This window comes from Streptomyces sp. NBC_00989 (genome assembly GCF_045162655.1).
Classification (GTDB): Bacteria; Actinomycetota; Actinomycetes; order Streptomycetales; family Streptomycetaceae; genus Streptomyces.
Window position 1 is genome coordinate 6,609,668 of sequence record NZ_CP108728.1, and the last position, 11,609, is coordinate 6,621,276.

The 11,609-nt window shown below is 69.9% G+C and carries 11 protein-coding genes and 1 tRNA gene; 9 read left to right on the forward strand and 3 right to left on the reverse strand.

The window, feature by feature from the left end; all coding sequences use genetic code 11:
• Positions 1-69 precede the first annotated feature (69 nt).
• Positions 70-2,820: a penicillin acylase family protein gene (locus OG714_RS29435; protein WP_406125466.1), complete on the forward strand. Its 2,751-nt coding sequence runs from the start codon at positions 70-72 to the stop codon at positions 2,818-2,820.
• Positions 2,821-2,895: 75 nt separating this feature from the next.
• On the opposite strand, the gene OG714_RS29440 is transcribed toward OG714_RS29435, so the two are convergent.
• Positions 2,896-3,477, reverse strand: coding sequence for a 5-formyltetrahydrofolate cyclo-ligase (locus OG714_RS29440; RefSeq protein WP_406125467.1), 582 nt, complete (start codon positions 3,475-3,477; stop codon positions 2,896-2,898).
• A 132-nt stretch (positions 3,478-3,609) separates the two neighbouring features.
• Between OG714_RS29440 and galU the strand changes: the two genes are divergently transcribed.
• From galU to OG714_RS29475, 7 genes are all read left to right on the forward strand, one after another.
• On the forward strand, positions 3,610-4,512 hold the full coding sequence (gene galU, locus OG714_RS29445) for a UTP--glucose-1-phosphate uridylyltransferase GalU (RefSeq protein WP_406125469.1): 903 nt from the start codon (positions 3,610-3,612) through the stop codon (positions 4,510-4,512).
• 5 nt (positions 4,513-4,517) lie between these two features.
• Entirely contained in the window at positions 4,518-5,840 is a 1,323-nt protein-coding gene (gene glp / locus OG714_RS29450; RefSeq protein WP_406125470.1) for a gephyrin-like molybdotransferase Glp, read from the forward strand.
• 62 nt (positions 5,841-5,902) lie between these two features.
• On the forward strand, positions 5,903-6,415 hold the full coding sequence (moaC, locus tag OG714_RS29455) for a cyclic pyranopterin monophosphate synthase MoaC (protein WP_406125471.1): 513 nt from the start codon (positions 5,903-5,905) through the stop codon (positions 6,413-6,415).
• The gene (locus tag OG714_RS29460; protein ID WP_406125473.1) at positions 6,412-6,954 is read left to right on the forward strand and encodes a molybdenum cofactor biosynthesis protein B; all 543 of its coding nucleotides are present in this window, start codon (positions 6,412-6,414) and stop codon (positions 6,952-6,954) included. The genes moaC and OG714_RS29460 overlap by 4 nt, the downstream gene beginning before the upstream one ends.
• A gap of 20 nt (positions 6,955-6,974) precedes the next feature.
• Positions 6,975-7,589 (forward strand): GNAT family N-acetyltransferase, encoded by a 615-nt coding sequence (locus tag OG714_RS29465; RefSeq protein ID WP_403980388.1) that lies wholly within the window; start codon positions 6,975-6,977, stop codon positions 7,587-7,589.
• Between the two features lie 207 nt (positions 7,590-7,796).
• The gene (gene glpR, locus OG714_RS29470) at positions 7,797-9,143 is read left to right on the forward strand and encodes a gephyrin-like molybdotransferase receptor GlpR (RefSeq protein WP_406125475.1); all 1,347 of its coding nucleotides are present in this window, start codon (positions 7,797-7,799) and stop codon (positions 9,141-9,143) included.
• A gap of 61 nt (positions 9,144-9,204) precedes the next feature.
• Positions 9,205-9,278 (forward strand) — tRNA-Ala (locus tag OG714_RS29475).
• Positions 9,279-9,491: 213 nt separating this feature from the next.
• Here OG714_RS29475 and OG714_RS29480 read toward each other — a convergent pair.
• On the reverse strand, positions 9,492-9,968 hold the full coding sequence (locus OG714_RS29480) for a GNAT family N-acetyltransferase (RefSeq protein WP_406125477.1): 477 nt from the start codon (positions 9,966-9,968) through the stop codon (positions 9,492-9,494).
• Between the two features lie 92 nt (positions 9,969-10,060).
• Here OG714_RS29480 and OG714_RS29485 point away from each other — a divergent pair, with 92 nt between their 5' ends.
• Positions 10,061-10,864, forward strand: coding sequence for an exodeoxyribonuclease III (locus tag OG714_RS29485; RefSeq protein WP_406125479.1), 804 nt, complete (start codon positions 10,061-10,063; stop codon positions 10,862-10,864).
• On the opposite strand, the gene OG714_RS29490 is transcribed toward OG714_RS29485, so the two are convergent.
• Positions 10,852-11,496, reverse strand: coding sequence for a MerR family transcriptional regulator (locus OG714_RS29490; protein ID WP_406131999.1), 645 nt, complete (start codon positions 11,494-11,496; stop codon positions 10,852-10,854). The genes OG714_RS29485 and OG714_RS29490 overlap by 13 nt on opposite strands.
• Positions 11,497-11,609: the final 113 nt, after the last annotated feature.

The window sequence follows — 11,609 nt, forward strand, 5'->3', positions numbered from 1 at the left end:
TGGTTGCTCCAGCGCTCAGTCAAAAGCACAGCCCGCCCTGCCGCTCGCGTTAGGACAGCAAGGACAGCGATGCCCCCCAACACCACCGCCTCATCGGGTCATAAGCCCGGCAAGTCCGGCAGGAAAAAGGGGCGCAAAGCCCGTCTACTGGTGCTTGTTCTGGTAATGGCCATCATCGGGGGCATCGCCTACGGCGCGTACTGGTCCGTCAGCACGGTCCGTGCCTCCCTGCCGCAGACCACGGGTTCGATCACGCTCGAGGGCCTGTCGGGGCCCGTCGACGTCAAGCGTGACAGCTACGGCATCCCGCAGATCTACGCGTCCTCCGACGCGGACCTGTTCATGGCGCAGGGCTACGTCCAGGCGCAGGACCGGTTCTACGAGATGGACGTGCGCCGGCACATGACCGCCGGGCGGCTGTCCGAGATGTTCGGCAAGAGCCAGGTCAAGGACGACGAGTTCCTGCGCACCCTGGGCTGGGACCGGGTGGCCCAGAAGGAGTACGACACCAAGCTGTCGGCCTCCACGAAGAAGTACCTCCAGGCGTACGCCAAGGGGGTCAATGCCTACCTCCAGGGCAAGGACGGCAAGGACATCTCCCTGGAGTACGCGGCCCTCGGCTTCAAGAACGACTACAAGCCCCAGAAGTGGACCCCGGTCGACTCGGTCGCGTGGCTCAAGGCGATGGCCTGGGACCTGCGCGGCAACATGAAGGACGAGATCGACCGCGCCCTGATGACCAGCCGCCTCGGCCCCCAGCAGATCGCGGACCTGTACCCGGACTATCCGTACAGCCGCAACCAGCCGATCGTCACCGAGGGCGAGTACGACGAGTACACCAAGACCTTCGACGGCGGTGACAGCTCCTCCGGCACGTCCACGAGCGGCACGACGGGCTCGACGTCGTCCTCGTCCGGTTCGGCCCTCACGAGCCAGCTCGCGGGCCTCTCGAACGTCCTGGACGACCTTCCTACGGCCGTCGGCGTGAACGGCCAGGGCATCGGCTCCAACTCGTGGGTCGTCGCCGGGAAGAACACCATCACCGGCAAGCCCCTCCTGGCCAACGATCCGCACCTGGAGGCGTCGCTGCCGTCCGTCTGGTACCAGATGGGCCTGCACTGCCGCGCGATCTCCAGCAAGTGCCAGTACGACGTCAGCGGCTACACCTTCGCGGGCATGCCCGGCGTCGTCATCGGCCACAACCAGGACATCGCCTGGGGCATGACCAACTCCGGGGTCGACGTCACCGACCTCTACCTGGAGAAGCTCTCCGGCGACGGCTACCTGTACGACGGCACGACGAAGCCCTTCACGACTCGCACGGAGACCATCAAGGTCGCCGGCGGCGCGTCCAAGAAGATCGTCGTCCGGGAGACCAACAACGGACCGCTGCTGTCCGACCGCAACGACGAACTCGTGAAGGTCGGCAAGAAGGCCGCCGTCGACACCGCGGCCCCCGACAGAGGCGACGGCTACGGCATCTCGCTGCGCTGGACCGCCGAGGACCCGGGCACGACCATGGACGCCGTCTTCGCCATCGACAAGGCGTCCGACTGGAGCGAGTTCCGCTCCGCGTCCGCGAAGTTCGACGTGCCCTCGCAGAACCTCGTCTACGCCGACACCAAGAACAACATCGGCTACACGCTGCCCGGCAAGATCCCCGTGCGCGGCAAGGGCGACGGTTCGCTGCCCGTGCCCGGCTGGGACTCCAAGTACGACTGGACCGGCTACATCCCGCAGGCCGCCCTGCCGTACGAGTACAACCCGAAGCGGGGCTACATCGTCACCGCCAACCAGGCCGTGATCGACAAGGACAAGTACCCGTACACGCTCACCACGGACTGGGGCTACGGCACCCGAAGCCAGCGCATCACCGATCTGATCCAGTCGAAGATCGACGGCGGCGGCAAGATCTCCACCGACGACATGCGGCAGATGCAGCTCGACGACAGCAGCGAGATCGCCAAGCTGCTCGTGCCCAAGCTGCTGAAGATCGACGAGCCCGACCCGGACGTGCGCGAGGCGCAGAAGCTCCTGGAGGGCTGGGACTACACCCAGGACGCCGACTCGGCGGCGGCCGCCTACTTCAACTCGGTGTGGCGCAACATCCTCAAGCTCGCCTTCGGCAACAAGCTGCCCAAGGAGCTGCGGGTCAAGGGCCAGTGCCTGTTCGTCGCCCCGGTCGACACCACCGGTCCCGCCGACGAGGACAACCAGAAGGTGCGCGAGTGCGGCGAGCGTGACGCCGACCAGGCCCAACCGGACGGCGGCGACCGCTGGTTCGAGGTCGTCCGCAAGCTCATGGACGACCCGAACAGCGACTGGTGGAAGACCTCCGCGTCGGGCAACCGCCCGGCGGCGAGCAACATGAACCAGCTGTTCAAGCGCGCCATGATCGACGCCCGCTGGGAGCTGACCGCCAAGCTCGGCAAGGACATCGACACCTGGAGCTGGGGCCGGCTGCACCGCCTGTTCCTGAAGAACCAGACCCTGGGCACCAGCGGCCCCGGCATCGTCCAGTACGTCCTCAACCGTGGCCCCTGGAAGCTCAGCGGCGGCGAGGCCACGGTCAACGCGACCGGCTGGAACGCGGCCGGCGGCTACGGAGTCGTCTGGGTGCCGTCGATGCGCATGGTGGTCAACCTGGACGACTTCGACAAGTCCAAGTGGATCAACCTCACCGGAGCCTCCGGGCACGCCTACAGCGCGCACTACACCGACCAGACCAGCAAGTGGGTCAACGGCGAGCTGCTGTCCTGGTCGTTCTCGTCCAAGGCGGTCGACGACAGCACGAGCGACACCCTGGTGCTGAAACCGTGACTCGCTGAACGATCGAACACCGAACAACCCGAAATGGCCCTCCACGCACGCGTGGAGGGCCATTTCGCTTCCCCGTCAGTTCCCCGCGAACCGCCGCACACCCGAGGGCGTCACCGCCGCCCGCACCGGCCGGTCGTGCGCCTCCGCGGGGACGTGCCCGACGACCTCGGAGTCGTACAGCAGCACCACCAGCGCGGGATGGACGCCCGCCCGCTCCAGCCGCGCCAGCACACGGTCGTACGACCCCCCGCCGCGCCCCAGACGCATCCCGCGCCCGTCGACCGCCAGGCCGGGCAGCAGGACGACGTCGGCGGCGGTCACGGCGTCCGGGCCGAGCCGCTCGCCGGAGGGCTCCAACAGGGCCATCTTTCCGCCGTGTTGGACCCGTGTGAGCGAGCCCTCGCCGTCGTAGGAGCCCCAGTCCAGGTCGTTGTCCGGGAGGAGCGCCGGGAGCAGGACGTCGACGTCCCGCGCGCGGAGTGCGTCCAGGAGCGCGAGCGTTCCGGGTTCGCTGCCGACGGAGACGTATGCCGCCACCGTGCGCGCGTGCGCCAACTCCGGCAGTTCCAGGGCGCGATCGGCGAGCGCGACGGCGGCCTCCCGCACGTCATCGGCCGTCAACCTGTTCCTCACCGCGAGGAACTCTCGTCGCAACATTCGCTTGTCAGGCTCGGCTTCACGTCCTAGGTGACGCACAGGTCCCACCCGTACCCTTCCTAATGTGCTCATATGAGAGCGTTTTAACCGGAGCCACAGATTCACCACAAAGGCACCGGATAAGGTTCGGGCATGACTCAGTCGCACCCCAGGATCAGCAAGGCTGTCATCCCCGCAGCCGGTCTCGGCACCAGGTTCCTGCCGGCCACGAAGGCAACTCCCAAGGAGATGCTGCCGGTCGTGGACAAGCCCGCGATCCAGTACGTGGTCGAAGAGGCCGCGTCGGCTGGGCTCGACGATGTCCTCATGATCACCGGACGCAACAAGCGCCCCCTGGAGGACCACTTCGACCGCAACTACGAGCTCGAATCCGCCCTCCAGAAGAAGGGCGACGCGAGCCGCCTCGCGAAGGTCCAGGAGTCCAGCGACCTCGCGACCATGCACTACGTCCGCCAGGGCGACCCCAAGGGCCTCGGTCACGCCGTCCTGTGCGCCGCCCCGCACGTCGGCCACGAGCCCTTCGCCGTCCTCCTCGGTGATGACCTGATCGACCCCCGTGATCCCCTCCTCGCGCGCATGGTCGAGGTCCAGGAGCAGCACGGCGGCAGCGTCGTCGCGCTCATGGAGGTGGCCCCCGAGCAGATCCACCTCTACGGCTGCGCGGCCGTGGAGGCCACCGCGGACGACGACGTCGTCAAGGTGACCGGCCTGGTCGAGAAGCCGGACGCGGCCGACGCCCCGTCGAACTACGCGATCATCGGCCGCTACGTCCTCGACCCCCACATCTTCGGCATACTGCGCAAGACCGAGCCGGGCCGCGGCGGCGAGATCCAACTCACCGACGCCCTCCAGCAGTTGGCCACCGACGAGAAGGTCGGCGGTCCCGTGCACGGCGTCGTCTTCAAGGGCCGCCGCTATGACACCGGCGACCGGGGCGACTATCTGCGTGCCATTGTCAGACTCGCGTGCGAACGTGAAGACCTGGGGCCGGACTTCCGGGCCTGGCTTCGCAGTTACGTAGCCGAGGAGATGTAGCAACGTTGAGCACCGCCGCGAACCGCACCGCAGGGCCCGACCGCCTCTGGACGGTGGACGAGCACCTGGAGGACATCCTCGCGACCGTCCGCCCCCTGGAACCCATCGAGCTGCAACTGCTCGACGCCCAGGGCTGCGTCCTGGTCGAGGACATCACGGTGCCGGTCTCGCTCCCGCCCTTCGACAACAGCTCGATGGACGGATACGCGGTGCGGGTCACGGACGTGGCGGGCGCGAGCGAGGAGTTCCCGGCCGTCCTGACGGTGATCGGCGACGTCGCGGCGGGCCAGGCCGAGCCGCTCCATGTGGGCCCCGGCGAGACGGCCCGCATCATGACCGGCGCCCCACTCCCGCCCGGTGCCGAGGCCGTCGTCCCCGTGGAGTGGACCGACGGAGGCCTCGGCGGCGGCCCGGTCACCGGAATGCGGGCCCGCAGCCAGACCCCCGAGAGCGCCGGCGGGCACGTGCACGTGTACCGCTCGGCCGAGGCACGCGCGCACGTACGCGCGAAGGGCAGCGACGTGAAGGCGGGCGACCGCGCCCTGGACGCCGGCACGGTCCTCGGCCCGCCGCAGATCGCCCTGCTCGCCGCGATCGGCCGCGGCACGGTCCGCGTACGCCCGCGCCCGCGCGTGGTCGTCATGTCCACCGGCAGCGAACTCGTCCAGCCCGACGAGCAGTTGGGCGACGGCCAGATCTACGACTCCAACAGCTTCGCCCTCACCGCCGCCGCCCGCGACGCCGGAGCCATCGCCTACCGGGTGGGCGCCGTCGCCGACGACGCCGAGATCCTCCGCTCCGCCATCGACGACCAGCTCGTCCGCGCCGACCTGCTGGTCACCACCGGCGGTGTGAGCGTCGGGGCGTACGACGTCGTCAAGGAGGCGCTGTCCTCCGTGGCGGACGAGGACGAGGAGGGCGCCGGGATCGACTTCCGCAAGCTCGCCATGCAGCCCGGCAAACCCCAGGGCTTCGGCTCCATCGGCCCCGATCACATCCCGCTGCTGGCCCTCCCCGGCAACCCGGTGTCGTCGTACGTCTCCTTCGAGCTGTTCGTCCGGCCCGCGATCCGCGCCCTGATGGGCCTGGACGACGTCCACCGCCCGACGATCCGGGCCACCCTCACCACCGACAAGGCGCTGACCTCCCCGAAGGGCCGCCGACAGTTCCTGCGCGGGACGTACACCGACGGCGAGGTGACCCCCGTAGGGGGCGCCGGATCGCACCTGGTCGCGGCCCTCGCGCTCGCCGACGCGCTGATCGTCGTTCCCGAGGACGTCGAGTCCGTGGAGCCCGGCACCGAGGTCCAGGTGGTCCTGCTCGGCTGAGTACTCCGAGTTGGCGGTACCGTGTCGCGCACAACACGCCCGGACCGGGAGCGCCACACAGCATGACTGAGCCTTTCCGGGGGGAAACCCCCGGACCCCTTGCGCAAGACCGCCTCACGCACATCGACGACGCGGGCGCCGCCCGGATGGTCGACGTGTCCGCGAAGGACGTGACCGCGCGCACCGCCACCGCCAGCGGACGCGTCCTCGTCTCGCCCCGCGTGGTCGAACTGCTGCGCGGCGAGGGGGTCCCCAAGGGCGACGCCCTGGCCACCGCGCGCATCGCCGGGATCATGGGCGCCAAACGCACCCCGGACCTGATCCCGCTCTGCCACCCGTTGTCGGTGTCGGGTGTGAAACTGGATCTGTCGGTCGCGGACGACGCCGTACGGATCCGGGCCACCGTGAAGACGACGGACCGCACGGGCGTCGAGATGGAGGCGCTCACCGCGGTCTCCGTCGCGGCGCTCACCGTGATCGACATGGTCAAGGCGGTCGACAAGGGAGCGGTCATCACGGACGTGCGCGTGGAGGAGAAGACGGGCGGCAAGTCGGGCGACTGGAGCCGGACATGACGCTCGACGATTCGGTCGGCGGTGCGCTGCTCGCGCCGTACAGCGCACTGGTGGTCACCGCCTCCAACCGCGCTGCCTCCGGGGTCTACGAGGACAAGGGCGGCCCCTTGATCGCGGACGGCCTCAAAGGCTTCGGCTTCGCTGTCGACGGGCCGCGGGTGGTCCCCGACGGCGACCCGGTCGAGGCCGCGCTGCGGGCCGCCGTAGAAGCCGGTTACGACGCCGTCGTCACCACCGGCGGCACCGGCGTCTCGCCCACCGACCGCACTCCCGAGGCGACCCGCGCGGTGATCGACTACGAGGTGCCGGGCATCGCGGAGGCCATCCGGGCGTACGGCCGGGAGAAGGTGCCGACTTCGGCGCTCTCCCGGGGCCTGGCCGGAGTCGCCCGGGGCACACTGATCGTCAACCTGCCGGGGTCCACCGGCGGGGTGAGGGACGGCCTCGCCGTCCTGGAGCCCCTGCTGGCGCACGCCGTAGACCAGATCCGAGGCGGCGATCACCCCAGACCCGCCGACACCAGTGGGGGTGCGAGCTGAACAGCCCATCCTGGCCTGCCGTGCTGGTGGACGGCGACATCGTCCTGAGGCCGATAAAACTCCGCGACCAGCGGGCCTGGCGCGAGGTCAACCGGCGCAACCGGGACTGGCTGCGCCCCTGGGAGGCGACCATTCCGCCGCCCACCCCCAGCGGACCGATCGCGCACAGGCCGACCTACCGGCAGATGGTCCGGCATCTTCGCTCCGAGGCGAACTCGGGTCGGATGCTGCCGTTCGTCATCGAATACCAGGGGCGCCTGGTCGGGCAGTTGACGGTCGCCGGGATCACCTGGGGCTCGATGTGCTCGGGCCACATCGGCTACTGGGTGGACGAATCGGTGGCCGGGCGCGGCGTGATGCCGACATCCGTGGCGCTCGTCGTCGACCACTGTTTCCGTGCCGTGGGACTGCACCGCATCGAGGTCTGCATTCGCCCGGAGAACGGCCCGAGCCGCCGGGTCGTGGAGAAACTCGGATTCCGTGAGGAGGCGCTCAGGCCCCGTTATCTCCACATCGACGGCGCCTGGCGCGACCACCTCGTCTTCGCCCTCACCGCGGAAGAGGTGCCCGAGGGGTTGCTGGCCCGCTGGCAGCGGGCACGCTCCCGGAGCACCCCGCACGACAATCCCGCATAGCGGCAAGCCCGTTGGACCCGAAGCCCGGAAATGGAATAAGTGTTCGAAAGTGATCGACGGATGACCGCCTTGGGGCAATGAATTCGCCAACTCGGCGGCCTGTTGATCGCATCCATCACAAAAAAAGCTCGAAATATCAGCCAGATCGTGCGACACACCGACTCAATTGGCAGATGGCCTCACGCAAACCCCTCTACCGTGTGAGGCGTGAGCAGCAGCGGCCTCATCTACGCAGTCATTGTCGGGGCCTGGGCCGCCTACTTGGTGCCGATGTGGCTCCGTAGGCAGGACGAGCTGAACGAGGCCCGTCCGACGGAACGCTTCAGCACCGCCATCCGGCTGCTGTCCGGACGGGCGGGAATGGAGCGCCGATACGCCAAGGACCTGCGGGCGCGCTCCGCCGAGGAGGGGGAGCCCAGCGCCGTCGTGCCGGACGCCGTCACCGACTCGGTGGACGTCCGGGCCTTCGCCATGCCCCCGGCCCGTCCCCAGGTGCACGCGCCCGTCCGGCAGCAGAGCCAGGACCGGCCGGAAGCGGCGCGAGAACCGGAGCGCGGGGCGGTGCGCGAATCGGCGCGCGAACCCGAGCGCGAACCGGCGCGTGAACAGGCGCGTGAACAGGCGTCCAAGGCGGCGTCCCACCAAGCCTCCGCGCCGGCCCAGGCGCCCAAGCCCAAGTCCGCACCCGCGTCCGCATCTTCGTCCGCGCCTGCGCGCAAGCGCGTCCCGGCCGCGCGGCGTTCGCCCGCTGAGGAGGCCGCGGCAGCGCGCGCCCGGCGTGTGAAGGTGCTCGCGCGCCGCAGACGCACCACCGTGATGCTCTTCCTCGCCTTCACGCTCGGCACGATCGTCGCGGCGGTCGGCGGGCTCGCCCTGCTCTGGGCGCCCGGCGTCCCGGCGGTCCTGCTCAGCGGGTACATCGCCTACCTGCGCTCCCAGGAACGCCGCCGCTTCGCCTACCAGATGGACCGGCGTCAGGCCGAGGTCGCCGCACAGCGACTGCGGGAGCGTCAGCCGCGTCGGCGCGCGTCCGTGGACACCGGGATCGACGACGCCGAGGAGGGCCCGGAACCGGCGACGGACCCCGGGCTGTCCGCACTCGCCGCCGACCGGCGCGCCCTCGTCGAACAGACCGACCACGCCGAGTGGGTCGACCAGCAGCGCGAGCGGCAGCGTCGGCCCGGCCAGGGCGACAGTTGGGACCCGGTACCGGTACCGCTGCCGACGTACGTCACCGCGCCGGTCGCGCCGCGCGCCACGTCCGACGTGGACCTCGGGGCACCGGACGCGTGGAGCTCGGCCCGGTCCAGCTCCGTGGCGCCGGAACACGAGGAGCGGTCCGCCGTACGGGACGACCACGGTGCCCGCGACGACCGCGATGCCCGGGACGCTCAGGACGAGGACGCGGAGGACCCGTCGGAGGACAGGATGACGGCGGACGGTCGCACCGACGCCCGTCGCGCCGCCTCCGCCCGACGTGCCCGCGAGCGGGGCCGCACCCCCCTGTTCGACCAGTACGAGGACGGCGAACGACCCCGCGCGGCCAACGAGTGACCAGCCAAGGAACGGATTTCCAAGCACCCTGAGGGGGATGCTAGAGTTTCACTCGTTGCAAGGGCCTGTGGCGCAGTCTGGTAGCGCACCTCGTTCGCATCGAGGGGGTCTGGGGTTCAAATCCCCACAGGTCCACCGCAGCTGAGAGCCCCAACCGGGTTGATCCGGTTGGGGCTCTTTGGTGTTCTGCGGCGTTCGCCTCGAAGAAGGGGTCCGACTGGGCTCGTGGAGTGATCGCGTCCGGGCTCCAGCTTGGCTCATGGGCGCCACTCCGGCCACCCGAGCCGCCCCAGTCGCCCCAACCACCCGAGCCGCCGGAGCCGCCCGAGCCACCGCAGCCGTAAAAGCTCACAGCGCCTTCGCGAAGCACCTGCTGTCGTCGTGGAAGCGGTAGTAGCCGAACTTCACGCAGGGCTCGTAGCCGCTGGACGTGTAGAGGGCGATGGCCTCCGGCTGCTTGGTGCCGGTTTCCAGGACCATGCGGGTGCGGCCGGCCGTGCGGGCGTTGTCCTCCAGGGCGGCCAGCATGCGGCGGGCGAGGCCCAGGCCGCGGGCCTGCTCGATCACGTACATGCGCTTGAGTTCGGCGTCGCCGTCCTCGTTGCCCTCGCCGTTGGCGTCCTGGGAGCGCCAGCCGCCGGTGGCGACGGGGTCGTCGTGTTCGTCGTACGCGATGAGGTACACGCCGTTCGGCGGGGTGAAGTCCGACGGGTCCAGGGTCGTGGCGTCGCCGCCGTCGCCGTAGCGGGCGTGGTACTCCGCCTGGACCTGGTCGTTCAGCTTGACGGCGTCGGGGTGGTCGAACGGGACAGGGTGTATATTCATGCCGAGCATCGTACTTCTATGCGTAGGGAGGGTCTGCGAAGGTCTGTGCGGGGGAATCTGGACTCCGTCCAGTGTGCCGGTATTGTGCCCGAGTGCTCACTGTGACCTCTGCCAATGTGAACGGACTGCGGGCCGCCGCGAAGAAGGGCTTCGTGGAGTGGCTCGCGGAGACCTCCGCCGATGTGCTCTGCCTCCAGGAGGTGCGAGCCGAGCCGCAGCAGCTGCCGGAACACGTCCGCGCCCCCGAGGGCTGGCACGTCGTGCACGCCCCGGCCGCCGCCAAGGGCCGCGCCGGCGTCTCCCTCTACACCCGCCGCGAGCCGGACCGTGTCCAAGTCGGCTTCGGGTCGGCCGAGTTCGACGGCAGCGGCCGCTACGTCGAGGCCGACCTGCCCGGCGTCACCGTCGCCAGCCTGTACCTGCCCTCGGGTGAGGTCGGCACCGAGCGGCAGGACGAGAAGGTCCGTTTCATGGGCGAGTTCCTCGCCTATCTCAAGGGGCTGCGCGTGCGGGCCGCCGCCGACGGGCGCGAGGTCGTCGTCTGCGGCGACTGGAACATCGCCCACCAGCCCGCCGACCTCAAGAACTGGCGCGCCAACCAGAAGAACTCCGGCTTCCTGCCCGAGGAGCGGGAGTGGCTCGGCAGCGTCTTCGACGCGGCGGACGGCGCGTACGTCGATGTCGTACGCGGCCTGCATCCGGACGTGGACGGGCCGTACTCCTGGTGGTCCTACCGGGGGCGGGCCTTCGACAACGACAGCGGATGGCGGATCGACTATCACGTCTCGACGCCCGGCCTCGCCGCCAAGGCGGTCAAGGGGTACGTAGAGCGCGCGGCCACGCACGACGAGCGCTGGTCGGACCACGCGCCCGTGACGGTGGTCTACGACCTCTGAGGCTCCGGGCCGCCGCGGGCCTGGAGCCGGCGGTCCATCGCCATCGACAGTTCCGCTTCTACGACGCTCTTCGCCAGCGGGCGTAGCCGTTGCAGGTCCTCCGCCGTGCGGCCCTCGGTGATGACCAGGTCGGTGAAGAGTTCGGCGAGGGCGTCCGTGTGGGCGCGGACGCGGCGGCCCGCGCTGAGGACGTCGGCGAGAGGAATGCCCTCGCGGACCAGCGCGGCCGTGACGTCGAGGAGACGGCGGCTGATGTGGACGATCTCGCCGCCGTCGGTGCCGAGGTAGCCGAGTTCGAGCGAGGCGGCGAAGTTCTCCGGGGTCGCCTGGTCGCCGAAGTAGTCGGCGAGGGCTTCCGGGGTGAGCCGGACCGGGGTCTCCTCGGTGGGGGCACCCAACCCCAGCAGTTCGCCGACGTTGCGGCCGTGGTCGAAGGCCTCGGCGAGTTCCGCGATGCCGTTGAGGGTGTGGCCGCGCTCCAGGAGCGCCGAGATCGTGCGCAGGCGGGCCAGGTGCGTCTCGTCGTACCAGGCGATACGGCCTTCCCGGCGCGGCGGGTGGATGAGTTTGCGCTCACGGTAGAAGCGCAGGGTGCGCACCGTGATGCCGGCCTCCTCGGCCAGTTCCTCCATGCGGTATTCGCGCTTCTCCGCCTGCTCTGCCTTCTCCGCCACGCCCGCACCCTACGTCGTACCGCCGGTAACTTTCCTCGTCCCGCCCCCTACCCATCGGTAGGGAGCTGCTC

Excerpts from the sequence above, each read along its gene's own strand:
- OG714_RS29440 (WP_406125467.1), bottom strand. The coding sequence starts at position 3,477 with ATGTTGCGACGAGAGTTCCTCGCGGTGAGGAACAGGTTGACGGCCGAT.
- OG714_RS29435 (WP_406125466.1), top strand. The coding sequence starts at position 70 with ATGCCCCCCAACACCACCGCCTCATCGGGTCATAAGCCCGGCAAGTCC.
- OG714_RS29460 (WP_406125473.1), top strand. The coding sequence starts at position 6,412 with ATGACGCTCGACGATTCGGTCGGCGGTGCGCTGCTCGCGCCGTACAGC.
- OG714_RS29490 (WP_406131999.1), bottom strand. The coding sequence starts at position 11,496 with ATGGAGGAACTGGCCGAGGAGGCCGGCATCACGGTGCGCACCCTGCGC.
- OG714_RS29480 (WP_406125477.1), bottom strand. The coding sequence starts at position 9,968 with ATGAATATACACCCTGTCCCGTTCGACCACCCCGACGCCGTCAAGCTG.
- galU (WP_406125469.1), top strand. The coding sequence starts at position 3,610 with ATGACTCAGTCGCACCCCAGGATCAGCAAGGCTGTCATCCCCGCAGCC.
- moaC (WP_406125471.1), top strand. The coding sequence starts at position 5,903 with ATGACTGAGCCTTTCCGGGGGGAAACCCCCGGACCCCTTGCGCAAGAC.